This is a genomic window from Bradyrhizobium sp. USDA 4452, from assembly GCF_054063575.1.
Genome location: NZ_JBSSGK010000001.1, coordinates 3,830,368 through 3,851,666, shown reverse-complemented (window position 1 = coordinate 3,851,666; position 21,299 = coordinate 3,830,368). Strand labels below are relative to the sequence as shown.

Genomic DNA, 21,299 nt, shown 5'->3' with positions numbered 1-21,299 from the left:
CAGCCTATAAGCGGCAGAACGTTTTATTCCTTTTGTCTGTCCATTTGAACCGGCGGGTCATTTCTCATGTCGAGTGAGATCTCAAACGCCATTTTGCTAGCGGCGATATTTCTGGGTGTCGTCTACGGCAGTCGCATCCTCGAGAAGAGGTGGCCCATTGCCGACGTTTCCCGCGCCGAGTTTCGCGATGATTGGCTGGCGGTTATCGTGAGCGTCGGGCTGGAGCACATGCTTGCGCCGATCGCGGCGATCAGCGCGGGCGCGATCGCGAGCTATGCCGGGGTTGGCTGGATCAAGCTGCCGACCGAAGGCTATTGGTGGTACGTCTCCCTCGCGATCGTCGTGGTGGCGCTCGATCTCTACAAGTACACATTCCATCGCCTCCAGCATGCGATCCCCTTTCTCTGGGCGATGCACTCGTTCCATCACAGCGCGAACGGCATTACGTTCATTACCGGCGCCAGGCATTTCTGGCTCGAGAGGGTGCTGTCCGACGCCTTCCTTCCCATTCTTGCGATCCTGTTTCGGATCCCGCCGGATATGGCGATTGCCGCGGGGTTCATCTTCTTCGTCCCGGATGCGTGCGCGCATCTCAACGTCCGCATCCCGCTCGGCCGGTTCGTGACATGGGTCAACAACCCGCAATGGCACCGGATCCACCACTCGATCCATCCCGAACATCGGGACAAAAATTTTGCCGCCTTCTTTCCGCTCCTGGACATTCTGTTCGGCACGGCGTGGGTGCCGAAGCCGGACGAGTATCCTGCGACAGGACTGGTGCCCGCGGAACGGGTGGACATCATCAACAGCGTGATCTGGCCGATCCGGCATCTTCGGCATGGGGGGTCGAGGAATGGACCGGGTTAAGGGCCTGTTGCTGTTCGTCGCGTTGCTGCTGGGGTACGCCGACCTCGTTTCGACGAATGTGATCCTCACTCTCGGGTTGGGCGAACTGAATCCGTTCATGCATCTGGCTCAGACATGGTTCGGCGTATGGTGGCTGGTCCCCAAGCTCGGTCTCACGTTTGTCCTCACGTGGTTACTTTGGCGCAGCAACAACGTTTACAATATCGCCCTCGTTGTCGCCTTCTGCTGTACGCCCGTCCTGAATAATCTCGTCATCATCGCGGGTACGAACTGAGCCGGCCGCTTCGTCTCGTTGCCGGAGCCGGCGAAGCGATGGTGTCGTCCGGCGCATGCTGCTGCAAGCGCGATGAAACAGAACCGCGTGCGGCGCGGGACATTGGTTCGGGTATTCTAGAACGATAAGAGCTGTTCCATGGGTGATATTGACGGAGTGCAACCTTGTGCGCCCGGCCCGATTTCAGCACTGGCCGCGCGCGTATCCCCTCACCAATATTCTGACGCCGCAGAGGCCAGGAACCTCTGGATCATCATCGCCGCGCTCACCGGAGTTGCCGCTGCCGGGCTCGTTCTGTCGGGACTTCGGGTCTCATTCAACCCTGTGATCGCCGTCGGCTTTCTGGCGTTGGTCGGCCTCAATGTGGTCTACACCAGGATCAGGCCTAACAGACGCATCGCGTCATTTGCCCTCACCTGCGCGCAGCTGGTTGCGTTCACCAATGTCGGGACCGTTCTCAGCTATCTTGCTGCGTCCGCCGCATTTCCTCTGGTCGACAACGCGCTCGCGGCGACCGATGCCGCGATCGGCTTCGATTGGCTCGCCTTCTTCAACTGGGTGAAACTGGAGCATCCCGACATCGGCTGGTCGCTCGATATCATCTACGATACCCTCTTCATTCAGTTCGGCATCCTGCTGGTCGTGCTGAACACCGTCGGAAAGCTCGAGGGGGCAAGAGAGCTCGCCTGGCTCTTTGTGATCACGCTGCTGATGATTCTTCCGTTGTCGATGGTGTTGCCTGCGGAGGGGGCCTGGGCACATTACGGTGTGGCGCATTTGACAAGCGCCTATTATTTGTCTGACTTCTATGCGATCCGCGATGGATCCATGAAGGTCATCGATCTGGCCAGGATCAACGGCATCATTCAATTTCCCTCGTTCCATGCAGCGCTTGCGCTGATCCTCATCCTGACGAGCCGGGGCACTTTCCTGTTTGCCGTCTTTCTCCCGCTCAACGTTCTCGTCATCATATCGGCGCTGAGCGCCGGCGGTCACCATTTGAGCGATATTGTCGTGGGGTTGGCCACCGTGCCTGCGGCCGTGCTCGTGCTGCGGACGCGCAGACTTTCGTCCTAGAGCCGACGCGAACCGGTATCCGCTTCGCTCGAAAACGTTCTGGCTCGCAGAACCTGACCGCCCCGTCCGGCGACAAACACTCTGGAATGACCGATGATCGCGTCCAGCAGTCTGGAGATCGGGTGATGTCGGACAGGACCGTGCTTGCCTGCATCGCCTGCAGCGCCGTGATCGTGGCGGCCCTGGGGGCGGCCGCGCACGCGCAGACGCCGTCGAGCTGCAAGGAGCCGCGGGCGGGCACCAGCCGCGTCCCGATGCTGTCGCCGCCGCTCGCCAATGTGGTGACGGGCAAGGGACGGCTGCAATTCTACTCGGCGCCGAATCTTCGCTGCCCGATCAGCGGCGTGTTCGTCATTCCGAATGACGAGCTCGTCGCCTATGCGCAAACCGATGATGGCTGGTCGTCGGTGATGTATCTCAATCCAGGGACCGGCAACGACGTCTCGGGTTGGGTGAGGTCGGCGAGACTGAAGGTAACTGGAACGATCGCTCCAAAGTAGCATGTGACCCGGATCGCAGCGGGCGCGGCTTCCCGCTCCCTCGCATGCTTGAGCGGTGCCGGAACGAATTGCGCAACCGGATCGCGCGGTCATGCCGACGTCATGGAACGCTGCCCGGCGCGCCCATTAACCTCCACTAGTTGAATTTCTTGACGGCTCCCGCGTGAAGTTGGAGGGTCGCCGCAGGACGAGCGCCTCGGTTGGCGCAATCGGGGTTAACACTCTCGATTTGCTTCGGCTCTTTGAAGATCATTGATACTGGCGTCCGGCGACGCCGCTGCGATTGGACACAGACCAAGTGGCGAAGCATGCTGAACTCGACGGCGCATATTGCTTTCCAGGCCAGCCACCCGCGTGACGCACGAGCGCGTCCGCCAATCTCGGTGGGCTAGATGCAGGCACCCGAGCAGCAAGCGGCGGTTGATGCGCGGCCACCGCGCAAGGGGGCGGTCCGGCCGATGACCGCTGCGGATGTACCTGCGGTCGCCCGACTCTTTATGAAGATTTACAGGGGCTCAGACCGGCCGGCGGATTTGGACCTTCAGAATTATCTGAAGGCGATCACCCTGGAGGCCCCGTCCTATAGCGAAGCGACGGGCGCGTATATCTACGAGCAGCTGGACGGGCGCATCCCAAGTGCGATGCTCGCGGTGCCGATGCGCTTCATCGCTTGCGGCACCGTCGTGCCTGGCCGATTGGTCTGTACACTGATGACGGACAAGGAGGCTGGCGGTGCGGCGCAGCTCGTTCTGACCTTGCGGCCGAGGCGTCCCGACATTCAATTCAGCGACACGGCTTCGCCCACCACCTTTAATCACTGGCAGGCAATCGGTGCAAAGCCGATCCCCGCACACAATCTGGAATGGACGCGTAGCTTTCGTCCCTTAGGTGCGCTGGCCGGCCGTCTTGGAGACCGGTTCTTTCGCGGCAGGAGCCTTGGTCTTGCGACGTTCGCGCGCCCCATCGACGCGTTGCTATTGCGCCGCTTCAGCGAAAAGAACGCAGTGGAGCACGGCGGTGCCAAGGTCACGGACATGTCCGTCAAGGCTTTTCTTGAGCAGGCGCCGGGGTTCATCGCCCACTATGCAGTTCGACCCCTGTGGTCGGAAGAGGAACTCGGCTGGCTGGTATCGCTCGCGGCGCAGAACACAACGCACGGCGCGTTCACGATTCGCGCGGTCGAAGACCGCGCGGGCACCTTGATCGGTTGTTTCGTCTACTACGCGGCACCAGGTCGGACAGCGCATGTTCTCAATGTGCTGTCGCACCGCGGCCAGGAGATCGTCGTGCTGAACGCGATGTTCCATTATCTCGAAAGCTCCGGCCACGTCGAAGCCCGCGGTCGCGCGCACCCCGCGTTGATGGCAGGACTGTCGCTGCAACGCTGGCTCGTCTTCCGGCACAAGGCCTTCGCGGTGGTGCTTACACGGCTGCCCGACGCAAACGATGCCGTCGCGCGCGGCGACATCTTCGTTGGTGGCCTCGCCAGCGAAGACTGGAGCCGGCTGATGTCCGATTTCCACTGAGGCCGCTGCTGAGATGTCGGTATCGGTCATCCTCAAGGCACTCAACGAAGAGGCGCGGATCGGCCCGGCGATCGAGAGCGTGCTGGCGGCGCTCGAGGGTATCGGCGGCGAAGTCATCGTGGCCGACGGCGGTTCACGCGACCGGACGGTCGCCGTCGCGGCCAGATACCCCGTCCGCATCGTGCAGCTTGAACCTGCGATCGCGCCGAGTTGCGGCATCGGTCCGCAGCTTGGCTTCCAGTACAGCCACGAGCCGTTCATCTGCCTGATGGACGGCGACATGTTGCTTGATCCCGGCTTCCTGCCCGACGCGCTCGCCTTTCTCGCGGACCATCCGGGCGTCGCCGGCGTTACGGGGCATGTCGTCGAGATGAACGACACCAGTCTAGAATATGTGCGGCGCGGCCGCAGGATCTCGCCGGAGAACCGGATCGGCGAAATCGACCGCATGAACGGCGGCGGTCTCTATCGACGGGCGGCCATCGAGCAGGTCGGATATCTGTCGGACCGTAACCTGCATGGCTATGAGGAGTTCGATCTCGGCGTGCGGTTGCGCGCGCGCGGCTGGACGCTGCACCGTCTCGACCGCAGCTTCGTCCGGCATTTTGGACATGCGATCAACGCCTATGCGCTGCTCGTCCGGCGCTGGAAGTCGGGTTATCTGCGCGGGATCGGGGAGCTCTTGCGGGCGGCGTTCGGCAAGCCGCAATGGAAGCAGCTGGTGCAGGAATTGCCCGAGCTGAAGCTGTGGGGCGCAGTCTATCTGTGGCTGGCCGTGATGGCCGTGCTGCCGTTCCTGACGTCGCATCCCGGATGGGGGCTCGCGATCGATGCGGCCATCATCGCAGGCGTCATGGCGTTGATGAGCGCGCGCCAACGCAGCCTATCACTTGGTCTCTATGCTGTCGTCGCGTGGCTGTTTCACGCCGCAGCGTTACCGCTCGGCTTCTTCCACGGCCGGGAGGCTCCGGCGGACTGGATCGACAGCCGCATCGTGCAGGACATTCCCTGACGGCGCAACGGTCGTGCCGGCTTTGTCCGCGTTATGGCCCATCTCCTGGCCGCTGCGGCCCGCCAGCCGTAGCAGAACCAGCCAGCCGGAGACGACCAGCGATCCTTCGATCACGTAGAGCGCGACGAACGTGCCGATCGGTGCGGCGATCCACGTCGCGGCTGCGATGAGGCCGCTGCCCACCATGTTGGTGCTGTTCAGGATCAGTGCGCGTACGCCCTGCCGTCCCGACGCTCCCAGCAAGTCCATCGCGACCGCCCAGCCACCGATCAGGACAACCGTGCCGGACAGGCAGCGCACGAAGAACGCGAGATCGCGGTACTCGCGGCCGAACAGCCGCGGCAGCTCGGGCGCCAGCACGAACAGGATGAGGAATGTCGCAACACCGAGGCCGATGGCCGCAATCAGGGCGCGCTTCGCTGCGGAGAGCGCCAGATGCAGGCCGTCGCGGCTGGCCCGCGCAAAGCGCGGATAGATCAGGCGGTTGAAAGCGTCGATCGAGAGATAACTGCTGTCCATGATGCGGCGGGCGACGCCGTAGCTGCCGACCGTCTCGATCGGCATGAACAGGCCGATCACGAACAGGTCGACGTTGGACCGGATCGCGCGAACGACGAATTGGGAGCTGAACAGAATGCCGTTGCGTAGCTCCTCGCGCACGATCCTGAACCGTGGCCGGCCAAGCGGCCGCAGCCACATCAGTCCCACCAGTGCATAGAGCAAGTGTCCGCAGAACTGCCACGCCGCCCATTCCGCCAAACTCGATGTATGGAACACGATGCAGGCAAGCGCGGCGGTGGCCGTGCGTGCGATTGCAAAACCCACCACCGAGCGATTTGCCGAGCGAACCTGGCCGAGACCAAGGAACACGGTCTCGACCAGAAGGATCAGGCGGACCAGCACGACGTTGCCGAGGAACAGCAGGGCAACGGTCGAGATGGCGATCGGGGAACCGGAGACCATGCGAATCCACGACGCCGTCGTCGCAACGCCGGCGAGCACAAGCACGGCGCCGGTGAGCCCGATCAGGAGAAGATTGTGGCCGAGCAGATCGGGATAGCTCGCGGGCTCGCGCGCCACCCTGCGCAGCAGGCAGTCGGAGGCGCCGAGGCCGCAGATCTGCACCGCGATCGCGGTCACCGCCGATATCTGCACGAACAGGCCGAATTCGGCCGGCCCGAGCGCACGTGCCAGGATCGCAAAGGTCACGAGCTGCGCAAGGCTCGCCGCCGCCAGCGATCCGCTCGACAGCAGATAGCTGACGATCATCGGCGTGGCCGTCGAGAATGTGCGGCTAACGGCACTGATGTGTCGCAATGATCCACGGCCTCTGGTTGGCGGTCGATCCCCACGGCACTCTATCAGGCTCGCATGCGCCACGTATCGTGAGCTGCGCGCCGTTCGAAGATTGACGTTAACGTCGGCGCGGCGGGTCGTTGGGTTGTCGTCGGCGACGCGCGAGTGACACTCGCGAAGGCGGCGATCTGCCGTGTGCGAAGTCTGATGCGGCGCGTTGATCGCGGACGCTCGGGCCTTCGACCGTCTCTCAGCTTCGTGACAGAAGCGATGTTCATCCGCGCACCGCGCCGTTTGCGAAGGCCGCGTGCTCATCGATTCAATTGAAGGTTGATTGTTGGATTTCCATAAGCAAGCCGTCGGCCATCATCTTTTATGAGCCCATCAGCTCGCATGCTTCCATTCAACAGATTGATAGTAAGGTTAACGCTAACACCTAACTCTAAAAGCCACTCAAGGTTGTCTCGACTTTCGAGAGGAGGATAGTGGGCCGAGCCGAGCGCAATCACTGCTCGGGACAGAACATGGAGGTCGCCATGAACGATTTGGCCCGGGTCGCTGCTCGAAACGTCGAGAGACTCATCAACGGACGCGTGCTGCATGACGACACGATCGATCCGTCCGGCTCCGCATTGCTCGCGCTGAACAATGGCAGCGTGGTTTCCGTCGGCGACGCCTCGTCCAGCCGCAACTAGGCCGAACCCGCTCGACCGGCAGCCCTCCCAGTGAAGTGACCTGATATGTACACAGCAACCGACAACAGCAGGTCACGGCGAAGCGATGCAGCCTATCGCAAGATGAGCGCAGCGGCTTCCGCTCCTGCGGTCGTGATCAGCGCGATGCAAGTGGCAGGCGTTCTGCTGCAGGGCTGGCGCTGGATTCTGGTTGCCGTTCTCGCCGGTGCGATCGCCGGCCTCGGTGCGACGCAACTCGTAACGCCCCGCTTCACCGCGATCACGGAGCTGACGATTTCGCCGTCCAATCTGCTGGTCACGCCGAACGATCTCTACGCGACGAACATCCAGACCGACAGCCAGATCCTGGACGTCGAGAGCAAGATGCGGACCATCACCTCCGGCAATGTCCTGCGCCGCGTCATCGACAAGCTCGGCCTCAGGAACGATCCGGAATTCGCCGACAAGATGCGCCTGCTCAATTTCAGCTGGCTGTTCGACCGCGGTGCATCCGACGCCGCCGAACGCAACGACCTGATGGGCTTGCTCGCCAAGCGCATCAAGGTGACGCGACAAGAGCGTTCCTATGTCGTGACGATGTCGGTCTGGGCGAGCGAGCCTGCGATGGCGGCACGACTTGCGAACGCCATCGCCACGACGTTCCGCGAAGAGGTCGTTCGCGCCGACGCCGAGCGGGCCGGGCGCGCGGCGGAGGGGCTGGCGGCGCGGCTGGGCGAGCTCAAAGCCGCGGCGGCCGAGGCCGAAGACCGCACCGAAGCCTTCCGTCGCGCTCACGGCCTGCAGCAAGGGCCGTCCGGGCAGCCGCTGAGCTCCGAAGCCATGGAGCGGATGAGCGGGAAGATGACCGATGCGAAGGCGCGGCTCGCCGAGGCGGAGGCCCGCTACAACGAGGTCTCGCGCGCAGTGTCGCTCTATGGCGTGCAGGCCGGAGCCGTGCAGTCGCAAACGTTGTCCGGCTTGCTCACCGACGAGGCGGCTCTGCGCCGGCAGATCGCGACCCTCACCCAGACCCTGGGTCCGCGCCATCCCGCCATGCTGAATGCGATGGCCGAATCCGATGCCCTCACCAAGGCGATCAAGTCCGAGACCGAGCGGCTGCGCAGTGCCGCCCGCTTTGAGGTCGACCAGGCCAAGGTGGCGCTCGACACGTTGAACGAAGAGACGCGCACCTTGCGGGGCAACGTGTCGGTCGACGACCAGGCCCAGGTCAAGCTGCGCGAACTCGAGCGCGAGGCAAGCGCCAAGACCGCGCTCTACCAGACCTTCCTGACGCGCTCAGGCGAGGCCGCCGAGCGGCAACAGATCGATGCAACCGACGTGCGTGTGATCTCCCCGGCCGTCGCGCCGCTGCGCCCGACCTGGCCACCGCGTCCGATCATCGCCACCGCCGCCGGCGCCGCGCTGGGCCTGCTGCTTTGCGCAGCGGCACTCGCCGGCATCTTCTATCTCGACGCACTTCGTTTCGCCAGGAGCAGGGCGGCATGACGACATCGGGCGATATGCGCGAGGGTGGAGCGATCGGGGTCTTGGGGCCACCGCTGTTCGTGGCGACGCTGTTGTTCTATCTGATCACGCTGACCCCATTCATCGACCTGTCGGCGGCCGATGCCGGCGATCCGGCGGCAGACAAGTCGAACACCATCAATCAGATCGTTTTCCTCGGATTGACCGCGAGCTTGTGGCTGACCGCCATCAGTTCACCGGCGCGTCATCTCGCGGTGCGTCCGCGCGGCGTCCTGATCATGACGTTGCTGTGGTTTGCGTTCGTCTCGGCGATTTCGGCGCATCCCGACCTTGCGTTGAAGCGCGTCGTGCTGGCGACGCTGACGATCGTCAACGCCGGCATCTTGCTGCTGCTGCCGCGCTCGGAGCGGCAGTTCGCCGGCATGCTGTCGATGTGCTGCCTCGGGACGCTGGCGTTCGCCTATATCGGCGTCGCGCTGTGGCCGCAGCTTGCGATCCACCAGGCGAGCGAGGTGCGCGAGCCGATGAACGCCGGGCTATGGCGCGGTCATTTCGCGCACAAGAACGCGGCAGCCGCGGCGATGGTGATCATCAGCTTCGCCGGGCTCTATTTGTACAGCACCGGCCGCCGTATCGTCGGCGGCGCGATCACGCTGCTGGCGGTCGTGTTCCTGACCCAGACCGGCGGCAAATCGTCGACCGCGGCGCTGCCCGGCATTCTGGTGATCGCCTGGATCTTCGAGCGGTGGCGGGCGATCCGGATCCCGATGGTGTTTCTGGCGATCGCCGCAGTCAACGTCGTCACCATCGGCTGCTCGATCTCGCCGGCGATGCGCGAACTGGTCTCAAGCCTCGGGGTCGACCCGACCTTCACCAATCGGATCGACATCTGGCGCGTCGGCGCATCCGCGGTGGCCGACAGGCCGCTGACCGGCTACGGATTCCAGCTGTTCTGGCAGACCGACGAGATGGTCTACAAGGCGGGGGGCGGCGCGAGCTGGGCCGTCGCCGCCTTCAACGCGCACAACGCCTATCTCGATGCCGCGATCACGACCGGCATCCCGGGTCTCATTCTCACTTTGGCGCTGCTCGTCTGGCTGCCGCTGCGTGACGTGTTGCGCGCGGAGGCGTGCGACAACGATCCCGCGCTGACCCGACTGTTCACCCGCATTTGGCTCTACGGGGTGCTTACGGCCTGCGTCGAGAGCCTGTATTTCCAGTCCGGCAGTCTCGCCTGGTTCATGGTGGTTGTCTCGATCTTCGGCCTGCGCCTGCAGGCGAGCGCGCACGAGATTCGCGAGACGGAAACCGCGATGCATGTCGGGGAGACCGCCCATGCATAGCCCCGCCGTCGCACGGCGCGCGCCGGAAATTACGTCACGCCTGCCGGGGGCGATCGACCGGTTCGCGGGCCGTCTGACCAATCGCTTGATCCGGGCGACGCCATGGCAGGTCATGCAGGTGCAGACCCGGACGCCGATCGTCTCCTTCACGTTCGACGATGTGCCGGATTCCGCACTCCGCGTCGGTGCAGCGATCCTGGAAGCGCGCGGCGTGCGCGGCACATTCTACATCTCCGGCGGCCTCGCGGGACGCGTCGAGCCGGATCGTACCCTGATCGACTCTGCAGGCTGCAGGGAGCTCGCTGCACGCGGTCACGAGATCGGCTGCCACACCTTTGGCCATCAGGATATCAGGCATGTCGATCGCCCCGCCTTCGTCGCGGACCTCGCGCGGAATGCGCGCTATCTCGACACGATCGATCGGCGTCCGGGCCGGCGCAATTTTGCCTATCCCTACAACAGCGGGTGTCTCGGCAAACTGCAGATACTGGCCCATTCGTACCGGACCTGCCGCGCAGGCGGCGAGGCGATCAACCGCGGGCCGACCGACCCGAGCTTTCTCAAGGCCGTCGAGATTCGCCAGCCGGAGACTCATGTGGCGGGATTGACGGGCTGGATCGACGCGGTGGTGGAGAAGCCAGGCTGGCTGATCTTCTTCACGCACGACATCGCACCGACCCCGACGCCTTATGGCAGCACGCCGGCCGCCTTTGAGCGGCTGGTCGCGCACGCGGTCGAGCGCGGCTGCTGCGTGTTGACCGTCGATGCCGCGCTCGACCGCATGGGACTTCGAGGGAGTACACGATGACGAGCAATCGCCGGCTGCTGGCCATCAACAATTACTTCTATCGGCGCGGCGGCGCCGAGAGCGTGTTCCTCGACCAGATCGATCTGTTCTCGGCAGCCGGCTGGGATGTCGTGCCCTTCGCGATGGAGCATCCCGAGAACCTGCCGAGCCCGTGGTCCGAATACTTCGTCTCGGAGATCGAGTACGGCCGGACCAACGGGCCGATCACGAAGGCCCGGCAGGCGGCCAAGATCATCTTCTCGCTGGAAGCGCGCCGCAAGATCCGCTCCCTGATCGGCCGTGTGCAGCCGTCGGTGGCCCATGCCCACAACGTGTACCATCACATCTCGCCCTCGATCTTCGACGTCCTCAAGGCCGAAGGCGTGCCTGTCGTGATGACGGCACACGATCTCAAGCTTGCTTGCCCCGCCTACAAGATGCTGAGCCAGGGCGCAGTCTGCGAGCGCTGCCGCGGCGGACGGATCCACAACGTGGTGCTGCGCCGCTGCGTCAAGGACTCGGCCATGGTGAGCGGGCTGGTCTTCCTCGAGACCCTGGTCCATCGCAGCTTCGGCCTCTACCGCGACACGCTCGACTGTCTCGTCGCGCCGAGCCGATTCTACCGCGACAAGCTGGTGCAGTGGGGCTGGGACGCGAGCCGCATCGCCTACATCCCGAATTTCGTCGACGCCGAGCAGTTCACGCCCTGGTGCCACGAGGGGAATTACTTCGTCTACGCGGGAAGGCTCGCGCCGGAGAAGGGGCTCGCCACGCTGGTGCGTGCCGCCGCGCTCGCGCATCAGCGGCTGATCCTGGTCGGCAAGGGCCCCGAAGAGCCGGCTTTGCGCGAGCTCGCGTACGAGCTCGGCGCCGACGTTGTCTTCGCAGGCCATATGGCCAAGCCGGAGCTGAAGCAGCTGATCGGAGAATCGCGCGCCCTGGTGCTCGCCTCCGAATGGTACGAGAACGCACCGATCAGTATCCTTGAAGCTTACGCGCTGGGACGTCCGGTGATCGGCACGCGGATCGGCGGCATCCCGGAGCTCATCGTTCACAACAAGACCGGCGTGCTGGTGCCACCGGGCAATGTCGGCATGCTGGCCGAAGCCATGGCCAGCATGGCGAAGCTTCCCCGCACAGGGCGAAACCGGCTCGGGGCCGCGGGCCGCGACTGGGTGCTACGGGAATTCTCTCCCGAGAAGTACCGCGACCGCACGACGGCACTCTACGAGACGGTGGTGCACTGATGTACACGCTGATACCAGCCGGTGAAACAGATCGCCCGCCGCGAAAGGTGATCTTCCTCGGTCTGCGCGGCATCCCGGAGATTCAGGGCGGGGTCGAAACCCACGTCGCCGCGCTCGCGGTGCGCATCGCGCAGCGCGGCTGGCGGGTCGAGGTGCTCGGTCGCAAGCCGTACCTTCCGTCGCCGGAGCCTTATGTCTGGAAAGACGTCGTGGTAACGCCGGTCTGGACGCCGCGCTCAAAGAACGTCGAAGCGCTGCTGCATACCGCTCTGGGCCTGTTTGCCGCCGCCCGTCGCAATCCGGATCTCGTTCATATCCACGCGATCGGGCCCGCGCTTCTCACGCCGCTTGCCCGCCTGCTCGGCCTCCGCGTCGTGGTGACGCATCACGGCTTCGACTACGAGCGCCAGAAATGGGGATGGATCGCGAAGTCCGTGCTGCGCACCGGTGAATGGATGGGAATGAAGTTTGCCCACGCCCGTATTGGCGTAGCCAAGAGCATCGTCGATTCGGTGCGTACCAGGTTTGGGGTTGCGGCGACCTTCATTCCGAACGGGGTCGAGAGCAATGCTCCAAAACTCGGGACCTCCTATCTCGACTATATCGAGGTGATCCCGAACCGCTACATCCTGTGCGTCGGCCGAATCGTCGAGGAAAAGCGGCAACTCGATCTGATCGATGCCTTCGCGCGCTTGGGCGATCCCGACAGGAAGTTGATCATCGTCGGCACGGCCGATCACAACGGCAGCTATCTGGGCGCGGTGGAGAGGGCGGCCGCGGTGACGCCGGGCGTGGTGATGACCGGCTTCCAGTCCGGCGAGAGCCTTGCCCAGCTCTACCGGAACGCGGCGCTGTTCGTGCTTCCGTCGAGCCACGAAGGCATGCCGATGGTGTTGCTCGAGGCGCTGAGCCACGGGGTGCCGTGTCTGGCGAGCGATATCGATGCCAATCTCGCGCTCAATCTCGGGCCGGACAGCTACTTTCCGTTGGGCAACCTCGACGCGCTCGCGGCGGCCATCCGGCTGAAGCTTGCCGCGCCCGACAGCGCGCCTGAACGGGGCGAACGTGCCGCGCACGCCCTCGATTGCTTCGGCTGGAACCCGATCGTCGACCGTACCATCGAGGTTTACGAGACCGCTGTGGCTGCCAGCAAACCCGGCCGTGCGCATCGCGGCGGTGCCGACCTCAAGAACCATCTCGGCTTCGGGGGCCGGCAATGACGCTAGCGCTTCGGCAATTCGAGATGACGGTGCTCGGCCTCGGTTTCCTCGGCCTTGCCTGGAGCAAGGCCAAGCTGCGTGGCTACGCCACGCCGAACGCCGTGTCGAAATCCGACGTCGAGGGCCAGATCGCCTATCTGCTCGACATTTTCGGCTCGCTCCGCCGCTTCATGCCGCCGGAGTTCGATCTGCGCGGGCGCGACGTGCTGGAGCTCAGTCCCGGCGCGTCGCGCGGCAACGGGGTGCTGTTCCTTGCGATGGGTGCGCGATCGTATCACGCCATCGACGTCTTCAACCTCGCCGGCGACGAGGATCCCGTGTTCTACGAGCTGCTGCTCGACCGCTTCGCTGGAGGCACCGAGGCGGACCGGGCGCGCGCACGCGTCGTCACATCGACGCCCGGTGCCCGCGAATTCAGCTATGCGGTCGGACCGGACTTCGACATCCCGGGCCTCGCCGGCGGACGGACCTTCGATCTGATCGTGAGCTGCGCGGCGTTCGAGCATTATGACAGCGTTCCGGATGCCGTTGCCGGCCTGACGCAGGTCGCCCGGCCGGGCTGCGAGGCGATCCACATCATCGACCTGCAGACGCATTCACGCTGGATTCGCGAGCAGGACCCCAACAACATCTATCGCTATCCCGAGGCGATCTACCGGCTGTTCCGCTTTCCCGGACAACCGAACCGGCTGCGCCCTGCCGACTACATCGCAGCCTTCAAGGCGCAGGCGTGGGGCGACGTTCGGTTCGTGCCATCGCGAACCGTCGATCCCGCGCTTCGCGACATCTCGCTCGCCGGTCTCGCCGCGCCGTTTGCGGGCCAGGGCGACATGATCGTGCTCGATGGTGCGCTGACGGCGCGCCATCCCGGCTGGTTTGACGGTTGACCACCATCGGGAGAAACGCCGTGACCAGCCGCCGTTCCGTTCTCCGCAGCATCGCCGGCGTCGCGATGCTTGCTCCGTTTGCGACGCTGCAGGCCGTGGCCGATCCGGTCAGCCCGATTCCCAACTTCCGTCGCGGCATCGGCGTCGCGCATGCGTTCGGATGGGCCGATGTGCAAGCGAATGGCTCCTATGTCGATCCGCCGTTCTCCGCGCCGCGGTTTCAGTTCAGCGCGGAGCAGCGCCAGGCGATCCGGGCCGCGGGGTTCGACTTCGTGCGTCTGGTGGTCGATGTCGGTCCCTTCCTGGCGTTTGACGGCCCGAGCCGTGACCGGCTCGACGATCTCGTCGTCACCACGGTCCGCGATCTGCTCGCCGCTGATCTCGGCGTGATCGTGGACATGCATCCGAGCGGGATGAATCCGGCCTACCGGCCCTCGGAGCTGACCGGAGGCGTGAACACGTCGAAATTCCAGGCCGTGCTCGCATTGCTGGCCCGTCTGGCCGGCCGTCTGGGCCAGGTCATTGCCGAGCAGGGCAGTGCGGCGCCGCCGCGGATAGCGCTTGAATTGATGAACGAACCGGAGATACCGGCCGCAACGTGGCAGCCAATGCTCGAGGCCGCCTACGCGGCAGCGCGCAGCGGTTCGGCGACGCTGCCGCTCGTGCTGGGCGGCGGCTCGATGAACGCGCCCGGTGCGCTGGCGCAAATCGGCATGAGTCCGTTTGCCGGCGATCCGCGCCTGATCTTTGCCTATCACGACTATTCGCCGTGGCAGTTCACCCATCAGGGCGTGTCCGGCAGCCCCGCCTATGCACTGGATGCCATCGTCTATCCGGCGCCCGCGTCGGTCGATGCGATGAATCAGGCAACCGACCAGCGCATCACGGCGCTCGGCCTCACCGGCACTGAGCTGGATCTTGCGCAGCAAGCCAGGCAGACGCTCGCGAGCTATGTCAGCTGCGGCTTCAATCGATCGACGCTTGAGCGGACGTTTCAGCAGATCACGGCCTGGCGCATCGCGAATAATCTGCCGGTGCAAGCGATCCTGCTGGGGGAATTCGGCGTGCACAGAACACCCTTTGAAGAGACTGCCGCGGGCGCGGCAGCACGCACGAGCTGGCTGCGTGACATGCGCGAGCTCGCCGAGACATACGGCTTCGCCTGGTCGTGCTGGACCTATCTGGCGGCAGGCGGCTTCGCGTTGGCCGAGAACGAGACCGGCCCCGGCTTCGACCCGGCGACGCGCAGCGCGCTCGGCCTCTCACCTTCATGAGATCAGGCATGACCCCGCAACGCTACGCCAATATCGACGGATTGCGAGCGATCGCGGCGCTCGGCGTCATGGTCGAGCACATGTTCGGCGACCTGCTCAGGCAAGCGCCGCCTGCCGCCGGGCCGATGAATGCGGCAGGCGATCTGCTGGTCCAGAATGTCAGCCTCGGCCGGTTCGGCGTGGCGCTGTTCTTCCTGATCAGCGGCTTCGTGGTGCCGTTCAGCATCGGCGGCGAACGGCCGCTGTTTCAATTCGCGGTTTCGCGGGCGTTCCGGCTCTATCCCGCACTGTGGCTTGCGCTCGCGGTTCTTGCCAGTATGGCGTGGCTTGCCGGCGAGCCGCCGCGCGCGGTGACCGTGCTCGCCAACATGACGATGGCGCCGGCGCTGTTCGGCCAGCCCTGGCTTTCGCCGATCTACTGGACGCTGTTCGTCGAATTGGCGTTCTACGTCCTCATCGCGCTGCTGTTCTCGGTCGGCACGCTGAGACGTGTCGGGGTGCTGTCGATCCTGAGCCTGGCGCTGGTCATCGCGACGGCGCTGCCGGTCCAGTTGCGCATCCACGGCATCGCCAATCTGCCGGTGCAGTATCTCGGCATGCACCTCTCGTTCCTGTTCATCGGCCTGCTGCTGCGCCTGTGGCTGGTCGAGCGGGTGCCGGGCGCAAGCGTTGCCGCGCTGGCGCTCGTCCTTGCGCAAATCGTCGGGGTGCCGTCGGTTGCGGCGTTCTCGCTGGCCCGCGGCGACAATTTCATCATGGAGGGATTGACGCCCGTCCTCGCTGCCTACGCGCTCGCCCTTGTGGTGTTCCTGGCAGCCGTCAGGTTCGACCGGCCGCGTTCGCTGCTGCTGTCGCGGATCGGGCTGATCAGCTATTCGATGTATCTGCTGCACTGGCCGGTGAACGTGACGGTCTATCGCTTCCTGCCATTGACCGGACAGATCGGCGATAGCGCCACCATGCTGGTCTGCGCCGGCCTCACCTTGCTGGTATCCTGGCTGGTCTACCGGCTGGTCGAGCGCCCGATGATCATGTTCGGACGCGCGATCGTATTCCGGCACGGCGTGGCGAGCCGGCCGTAATGCATGTGGTTGGCGGCGTCAATGAATCGCCGCGTACATGATCTTCTCCTCGGTGGCCTCGAGCGCGGAGAATTCCTCGACCACCTTGCCCTGGCGCGAGACCAGGATGCGGTCGGAGAGGGCCATGATCTCGGGCAGATAGGATGAGATCACCACCACCGCCTTGCCCTCGTCGGCGAGCTGATTGATCAGCTCGTGGATCTCGACAATGGCGCCAACGTCGACGCCGCGGGTCGGCTCGTCGAAGATGATCAGCTCGGGCTCCTGCACCAGCGACTTGGCGATCACCACCTTTTGCTGGTTGCCGCCCGAAAGCTCGACCACCCTGGCCTCGTCGCCGATGGCGCGGACCTTGAGCCGCTGGGTCCAGGTCTTGCCGACCGTGTTGGCTTCGCGCCGGGACAGCATCATCCGGCCGGCGGGAAACTTCGAGAGCAGGCCGAGATAGATGTTGCGGGCGATCGAGGCGGTTTCGAAGAAGCCTTCAACCTTGCGATCCTCGGTGACATAGGCGATGCCGGCCTTCACCGCCGGCGCCGGCACCCGGTAGCGCACCGGCTTGTCGTGCAGCAGGATCTCGCCGCCGTGGAAGAAGTCGCGCTTCAACACGCCGGATACGATCTTGAAGGTTTCGGTGCGGCCCGCGCCGACCAGGCCGAACACGCCGGTGATCTGGCCGGCAAACACCGACAGCGAATTGTTCTTCACCATCGGCGCCATCTTGAGATTCTGCACCGTGAGCACGCGCGCGCCGGCCGGCCGCACACTGGACTTTCTAGCGCCGTATAGCGTGTTGGAGAGATCGCGTCCGACCATCGCCTGTACGATCGCGGCGCGGTCGAACTTCGCTGCGTCGTCGGTGATGACGTGCTTGCCGTCGCGCAGCACGGTGATCCGGTCGGCGAGCAGCAAGGCCTCTTCCAGCGCATGCGAGATGAAGACGATCGAGACGCCGCGCTTCTTGAGGTCGCGGACGAGGTCGAAGAAGTACTTCTTCTCTTCCGGCGTCAGCGACGCGGTCGGCTCGTCGAAAATAATGACCTTGGCTTTGTGCAGGACCGCGCGCGCGATCTCGACCATCTGCTTCTTGGCGGCGCCGAGCCCGCTCACGGTCGCGGTCGGCGTCACGTCGAAATTCAGCGACTGCAGGAATTGCTGGGCGGCGATGTAGATGCCGCGCAGCCGGTTGTAGAATTTCTCCTGCCCGAGAAACAGGTTCTGCGCCACGGTCATGGTCGGCACCAGGCTGTTCTCCTGGAACACCATGGCGATGCCGAGATTGCGAGCCTCGAGCGGCGTGCGCGGCGCGACGTCGGCGCCGTCGACCGTCATGCTGCCCGACGTCAACGTCACGACGCCGGCCATCACCTTGGTCAGCGTCGACTTGCCGGCGCCGTTCTCGCCGACCAGCGCGTGGATCTCGCCGCGGCGCAGCTCGAAATCGACGCCCTCGATGGCGGGCACGCCGGCATAGAGCTTGGTGGCCTTGCGCAGGGACAGCACGGTGTCGCTCATCGACCGACCTCCTCGGCAAGCCCGGCGAGGGGCAGTTTCAGCACGCGGCCCGATCCCTTGGCGATCAGCACGAGGTCGCCGCCGAACTCGAGCGCCGCGACGATGCCGTGATTGACGCCGTCGACCCGGCTATGCAGCGAATAGAGCGGCTTGCCGTCTTCGCCGAGCCGGATCACGAGACCGTAGGAACGCGGCGGCGCCCATGGCTTGATGACGCCCATGGTCTTGATGTGCGCACCCTGCATCGGCTCCTTGAACGAGAAGCCCGAGCGCAGCCGCGGCGCCACCCAATAGGCCGGGTCGATCTCGGCCATCATGCGGCGCCGGTAGGCCGGCTCGCGCAACACGAATTCGATCAGCTGGGTGCGTGCGGTGAACGCCGTGAGCCAATAGCCTCCGCCCGCGGCCTTCGACAGCCGCGATGGATAGACCGGCAGGTGGCCGAGCACGATCTGCGGCGGCCTGCCATCCGCAACCAGCACGAGACGATGCCGCCAGCTCTCGCTGACCAGGACGCCATCGCCGCGCGCGCAAGCGCCGAAAGCGTAGCCGAGCTTTGCAGCCACGGGCTTCACCGAACGTGACCTGGGATCGAGCCGGAACACGCGGCCGCTGCGGTTCAGCTCCATCAGGTCGCGCGCCCAGTCGTCGACGCCGCAACTTGTCGAGCCGTCGGTCGCGATCAAGGTCCCGTCATCCGTCAGCGTGAGCGCGTTGATCGCATTGAAGGCGGCGTCGCTGAACGTCACGCTGGGCTCGCCTGCGGACGGATTGGCGTAGAGGCGTACCTCGCGGCCGCCGAGCGCGACCGCGAGGCCGCCGTCCGAGAGCATGCAGAGCGCCGAGATCGGCTGCTCGAAGCTGCGCAGCTCGGTCGCGGTGCTGCCGTCGAAGCGCAGCAGACGCCGGCCGTCAGCGACATAGAGGTTGCGGCCGTCGGTTGCGAGATCCTCGAGCGCCTCGCACTCCAGCAAGGTGGTGGCGGCCTCCAGTTTCTGGTTCGGCTTCAGCGCGCCGTCGAACGACGGCACGGTGATGGTGGCCTCGCCGCGGCCGAGGAAGCGGTTGGCGAATTCCCTGACGGCCGCGATCACGATGCTTTCCCCCAGCGCTTGTCATACTGCACGTAGTTCGGGTCGGCGTTGTCGAGCTTGTAGCGGCCGATCCGGTTGTTCATGATGCCGCCGAGATAGAGATAGCCGCGGTGCTCGCGCATCGAGGTGATCATCGGATGGTTCTCGCCGCGCAGGTCCCAGAACGATTCGAGGATCTTGCCCTGCTCGTTGAACTTGACGACGCAGCCGGTGTTGATGTTCGGGAACAGCCATTCGTCGACCGGGACGCGCTTGGCCATGCGGCGGCGGAAGCCCGGCATCTTCCAGGCGAGGTCGAGCGAGGGGCTGCGCATGCCGACCAGCGCCAGCCAGTAATTGCCGTCGGAGGCGAGGTTGATGTTGTCGGGGTAGCCCGGCAGGTTGTCCATGACCACCTCGACCGTTCCTTTCTTGGCGCCTGCGAACCAGTAGCGCTTGATCGAGCAGCCGAAGGTTTCGGCGAACAGGATCGACTGGCCGTCGCTGGCGACGCAGATGCCGTTGGGGAATTTGAGGCCGCGCAGCGCCGTATGCGTGGCGCCGGTCTTGGTGTCGTAGCAGATGATGCGGCCGTTGCCGCGGGCCTCGAGGCCGTCGATCGGCCACTCGTCCATCTCGTAGCGTACAGTGGCTTCCGAGAAGAAGATCAGGCCGTCGTCGGTGATGTCGAGGTCGTCGGCCAGCCGCAAACGGCTGTCGTCGTTGACCGAATGCATGCTGCGGTTGGTCTCGTCGGTCGCCTTCTCCACGGTGCCGTCGGGCGCGATGCGGTAAAGGCCCATGCCGCCGATGCAGACATAGAGATTGTCCTGCCGGTCGAACGCCATGCCGAGCGGCTGGCCGCCGATATGGGCGAACACCTCCATGCGCTGATAGTCGGGCGCGAAGAAGCGCATGATGTCGCCATGGCGCGAGCCGGCGTAGAGATTGTCGTTGCGATCGAGGATCACGTCCTCCGGCGCCTCGATGCGGCCGAGGCCGATCAGCTCGACGTCGCGCAGCTTGTCGTTCTGCTCGAACGGGCCGCCCTGGCCGATCTCGGTCGGTGGAGGCGGCGGCAAGGCGTGATAGGTCGGGGCGACATAGACCTTGCTGATGATGCGGGTGCGGTTCTTCTGCCAGCGGATGTCGACCATCGCGGCGACCAGCAGGATGCCGGCGAGCGCCATGCGGTTGATGCCGCCGCGCGCATTGAGCGTGGTCAGGCCGTTGGTGATCAGCAGCACGATCAGCACGCCGACCAGCGATTTGGCGACCGAGCCCTTGCCGCCGCCGAGCGTGATGCCGCCGAGCACGGTCGCGGTCAGCACGATCACCTCGAGGCCGACGCCGATGTCGCCGCCGACGGTGCCGAGCCGTGCCGCGAAGAACAGCGCGGCGATGCTGGTGAGCACGCCGCTCGCGACGTAGCAGAGCGCGATGGTGCGGCGAACCGGAATGCCGGAATTGTAGGCCGAGCGGCGCGAGCCGCCGATCGCGGTGATGTGCCAGCCCGGGCGCAGCCGGGTCATGAAGATATGGCCGAAGATCGCGATCGCGATGTAGACGAGGGCGACGCTCGGAATGCCGAACACGTCGCCGCCGCCGATGAAATTCCAGGACGGGATGTCGGGGAAGGCCGCGGCGATCGAGTTGGAGTAGCGCTGGATCAGGAGGTCGAATGCGGAGCGGTAGATGATCAGGGTGATCAGCGTGGTGATGAAGGCGCGCAGCCTTAAGTATCCGATCAGGACGCCGTTGACCGCGCCGAGCAGTGCGCCGCAGGCGAGGGTGGCGACCACCACCGCAGGCACCGGCCAGTTCAGCACGTCGAGCAGATAGAGCGCGCAGAAATCCGTCAACGCGAAGATCGAGCCGACCGACAGATCGATGCCGCCGACAATGACCACCAGCGCCATGCCGAGCCCGATGAAGCCGATCTCGCCGGCCTGCCGCGCGGTGTCGGCAAGGCTCGCCGGCGACAGGAAGTGATCGATGGAGCGGCTCAGCGCGAAGCCGACGATCAAGAGCAGGATCACCGGAATGGCAGTCTCGGTCCAACGCTTGGACAGGATCTCGCCGAGGAGATGATCCGGCCAGTAGCGGTAACGCAGGCTCGTCAAGGTGTCGCGCATCGGCATTCCAGCAAGGCGTTCGATT

The 21,299-nt window shown here is 64.8% G+C and carries 19 protein-coding genes; 15 read left to right on the top strand and 4 right to left on the bottom strand.

Going from position 1 to position 21,299, the window contains the following annotated elements:
* The first annotated feature begins 207 nt into the window (after positions 1-207).
* From ACVISU_RS18560 to ACVISU_RS18535, 6 genes are all read left to right on the top strand, one after another.
* The gene (locus ACVISU_RS18560) at positions 208-867 is read left to right on the top strand and encodes a sterol desaturase family protein (RefSeq protein WP_456707884.1); all 660 of its coding nucleotides are present in this window, start codon (positions 208-210) and stop codon (positions 865-867) included.
* Positions 854-1,141: a DUF5658 family protein gene (locus ACVISU_RS18555; protein ID WP_244522063.1), complete on the top strand. Its 288-nt coding sequence runs from the start codon at positions 854-856 to the stop codon at positions 1,139-1,141. Before ACVISU_RS18560 ends, ACVISU_RS18555 begins: the two co-directional genes overlap by 14 nt.
* 138 nt (positions 1,142-1,279) lie before the next feature.
* The gene (locus ACVISU_RS18550) at positions 1,280-2,218 is read left to right on the top strand and encodes a phosphatase PAP2 family protein (RefSeq protein ID WP_456707883.1); all 939 of its coding nucleotides are present in this window, start codon (positions 1,280-1,282) and stop codon (positions 2,216-2,218) included.
* Between the two features lie 125 nt (positions 2,219-2,343).
* On the top strand, positions 2,344-2,718 hold the full coding sequence (locus ACVISU_RS18545; RefSeq protein ID WP_456707882.1) for a hypothetical protein: 375 nt from the start codon (positions 2,344-2,346) through the stop codon (positions 2,716-2,718).
* A gap of 392 nt (positions 2,719-3,110) precedes the next feature.
* Positions 3,111-4,244 (top strand): GNAT family N-acetyltransferase, encoded by a 1,134-nt coding sequence (locus tag ACVISU_RS18540; RefSeq protein WP_456707881.1) that lies wholly within the window; start codon positions 3,111-3,113, stop codon positions 4,242-4,244.
* Between the two features lie 13 nt (positions 4,245-4,257).
* Positions 4,258-5,256: a glycosyltransferase family 2 protein gene (locus ACVISU_RS18535; protein WP_456707880.1), complete on the top strand. Its 999-nt coding sequence runs from the start codon at positions 4,258-4,260 to the stop codon at positions 5,254-5,256.
* On the opposite strand, the gene ACVISU_RS18530 is transcribed toward ACVISU_RS18535, so the two are convergent.
* Complete coding sequence (locus ACVISU_RS18530; protein ID WP_456707879.1) at positions 5,179-6,525, bottom strand: lipopolysaccharide biosynthesis protein; 1,347 nt, start codon at positions 6,523-6,525, stop codon at positions 5,179-5,181. The genes ACVISU_RS18535 and ACVISU_RS18530 overlap by 78 nt on opposite strands.
* A gap of 551 nt (positions 6,526-7,076) precedes the next feature.
* Between ACVISU_RS18530 and ACVISU_RS18525 the strand changes: the two genes are divergently transcribed.
* The 9 genes from ACVISU_RS18525 to ACVISU_RS18485 all read left to right on the top strand — a co-directional run bounded on the left by ACVISU_RS18525 (position 7,077) and on the right by ACVISU_RS18485 (position 16,551).
* Complete coding sequence (locus ACVISU_RS18525) at positions 7,077-7,247, top strand: hypothetical protein (RefSeq protein WP_456707878.1); 171 nt, start codon at positions 7,077-7,079, stop codon at positions 7,245-7,247.
* A gap of 45 nt (positions 7,248-7,292) precedes the next feature.
* Positions 7,293-8,732, top strand: a complete 1,440-nt coding sequence (locus ACVISU_RS18520; protein ID WP_456707877.1) for a GumC family protein — start codon at positions 7,293-7,295, stop codon at positions 8,730-8,732.
* Positions 8,729-10,054, top strand: coding sequence for an O-antigen ligase family protein (locus ACVISU_RS18515; RefSeq protein ID WP_050406090.1), 1,326 nt, complete (start codon positions 8,729-8,731; stop codon positions 10,052-10,054). Before ACVISU_RS18520 ends, ACVISU_RS18515 begins: the two co-directional genes overlap by 4 nt.
* Positions 10,047-10,862, top strand: a complete 816-nt coding sequence (locus ACVISU_RS18510; protein ID WP_456707876.1) for a polysaccharide deacetylase family protein — start codon at positions 10,047-10,049, stop codon at positions 10,860-10,862. The genes ACVISU_RS18515 and ACVISU_RS18510 overlap by 8 nt, the downstream gene beginning before the upstream one ends.
* Positions 10,859-12,088, top strand: coding sequence for a glycosyltransferase family 4 protein (locus tag ACVISU_RS18505; protein WP_050406091.1), 1,230 nt, complete (start codon positions 10,859-10,861; stop codon positions 12,086-12,088). Before ACVISU_RS18510 ends, ACVISU_RS18505 begins: the two co-directional genes overlap by 4 nt.
* The gene (locus ACVISU_RS18500) at positions 12,088-13,308 is read left to right on the top strand and encodes a glycosyltransferase family 4 protein (protein ID WP_456707875.1); all 1,221 of its coding nucleotides are present in this window, start codon (positions 12,088-12,090) and stop codon (positions 13,306-13,308) included. The genes ACVISU_RS18505 and ACVISU_RS18500 overlap by 1 nt, the downstream gene beginning before the upstream one ends.
* Complete coding sequence (locus ACVISU_RS18495; RefSeq protein WP_063695488.1) at positions 13,305-14,195, top strand: methyltransferase domain-containing protein; 891 nt, start codon at positions 13,305-13,307, stop codon at positions 14,193-14,195. Before ACVISU_RS18500 ends, ACVISU_RS18495 begins: the two co-directional genes overlap by 4 nt.
* Before the next feature lie 95 nt (positions 14,196-14,290).
* Positions 14,291-15,469 carry a glycoside hydrolase family 5 protein gene (locus ACVISU_RS18490; protein ID WP_456707874.1) on the top strand — a complete coding sequence of 393 codons (1,179 nt, stop codon included), beginning with the start codon at positions 14,291-14,293 and terminating at the stop codon, positions 15,467-15,469.
* A gap of 8 nt (positions 15,470-15,477) precedes the next feature.
* Complete coding sequence (locus ACVISU_RS18485) at positions 15,478-16,551, top strand: acyltransferase family protein (protein ID WP_456707873.1); 1,074 nt, start codon at positions 15,478-15,480, stop codon at positions 16,549-16,551.
* 18 nt (positions 16,552-16,569) lie between these two features.
* On the opposite strand, the gene ACVISU_RS18480 is transcribed toward ACVISU_RS18485, so the two are convergent.
* The 3 genes from ACVISU_RS18480 to ACVISU_RS18470 are packed head-to-tail and all read right to left on the bottom strand — an operon-like array spanning position 16,570 to position 21,280.
* Positions 16,570-18,066: a sugar ABC transporter ATP-binding protein gene (locus tag ACVISU_RS18480; protein WP_050406095.1), complete on the bottom strand. Its 1,497-nt coding sequence runs from the start codon at positions 18,064-18,066 to the stop codon at positions 16,570-16,572.
* Entirely contained in the window at positions 18,063-19,160 is a 1,098-nt protein-coding gene (locus tag ACVISU_RS18475) for a hypothetical protein (protein WP_456707872.1), read from the bottom strand. Before ACVISU_RS18475 ends, ACVISU_RS18480 begins: the two co-directional genes overlap by 4 nt.
* Positions 19,157-21,280 carry an ABC transporter permease gene (locus ACVISU_RS18470; RefSeq protein ID WP_050406097.1) on the bottom strand — a complete coding sequence of 708 codons (2,124 nt, stop codon included), beginning with the start codon at positions 21,278-21,280 and terminating at the stop codon, positions 19,157-19,159. The genes ACVISU_RS18475 and ACVISU_RS18470 overlap by 4 nt, the downstream gene beginning before the upstream one ends.
* Positions 21,281-21,299: the final 19 nt, after the last annotated feature.

What these genes read in the sequence shown, in the direction of transcription:
- ACVISU_RS18535 (WP_456707880.1), top strand. Translation starts at nt 4,258, where the DNA reads ATGTCGGTATCGGTCATCCTCAAGGCACTCAACGAAGAGGCGCGGATC.
- ACVISU_RS18540 (WP_456707881.1), top strand. Translation starts at nt 3,111, where the DNA reads ATGCAGGCACCCGAGCAGCAAGCGGCGGTTGATGCGCGGCCACCGCGC.
- ACVISU_RS18470 (WP_050406097.1), bottom strand. Translation starts at nt 21,280, where the DNA reads ATGCCGATGCGCGACACCTTGACGAGCCTGCGTTACCGCTACTGGCCG.
- ACVISU_RS18525 (WP_456707878.1), top strand. Translation starts at nt 7,077, where the DNA reads ATGGAGGTCGCCATGAACGATTTGGCCCGGGTCGCTGCTCGAAACGTC.
- ACVISU_RS18505 (WP_050406091.1), top strand. Translation starts at nt 10,859, where the DNA reads ATGACGAGCAATCGCCGGCTGCTGGCCATCAACAATTACTTCTATCGG.
- ACVISU_RS18515 (WP_050406090.1), top strand. Translation starts at nt 8,729, where the DNA reads ATGACGACATCGGGCGATATGCGCGAGGGTGGAGCGATCGGGGTCTTG.
- ACVISU_RS18530 (WP_456707879.1), bottom strand. Translation starts at nt 6,525, where the DNA reads ATGATCGTCAGCTATCTGCTGTCGAGCGGATCGCTGGCGGCGGCGAGC.
- ACVISU_RS18550 (WP_456707883.1), top strand. Translation starts at nt 1,280, where the DNA reads ATGGGTGATATTGACGGAGTGCAACCTTGTGCGCCCGGCCCGATTTCA.
- ACVISU_RS18545 (WP_456707882.1), top strand. Translation starts at nt 2,344, where the DNA reads ATGTCGGACAGGACCGTGCTTGCCTGCATCGCCTGCAGCGCCGTGATC.
- ACVISU_RS18510 (WP_456707876.1), top strand. Translation starts at nt 10,047, where the DNA reads ATGCATAGCCCCGCCGTCGCACGGCGCGCGCCGGAAATTACGTCACGC.
- ACVISU_RS18480 (WP_050406095.1), bottom strand. Translation starts at nt 18,066, where the DNA reads ATGAGCGACACCGTGCTGTCCCTGCGCAAGGCCACCAAGCTCTATGCC.
- ACVISU_RS18495 (WP_063695488.1), top strand. Translation starts at nt 13,305, where the DNA reads ATGACGCTAGCGCTTCGGCAATTCGAGATGACGGTGCTCGGCCTCGGT.
- ACVISU_RS18500 (WP_456707875.1), top strand. Translation starts at nt 12,088, where the DNA reads ATGTACACGCTGATACCAGCCGGTGAAACAGATCGCCCGCCGCGAAAG.
- ACVISU_RS18520 (WP_456707877.1), top strand. Translation starts at nt 7,293, where the DNA reads ATGTACACAGCAACCGACAACAGCAGGTCACGGCGAAGCGATGCAGCC.
- ACVISU_RS18555 (WP_244522063.1), top strand. Translation starts at nt 854, where the DNA reads ATGGACCGGGTTAAGGGCCTGTTGCTGTTCGTCGCGTTGCTGCTGGGG.
- ACVISU_RS18485 (WP_456707873.1), top strand. Translation starts at nt 15,478, where the DNA reads ATGACCCCGCAACGCTACGCCAATATCGACGGATTGCGAGCGATCGCG.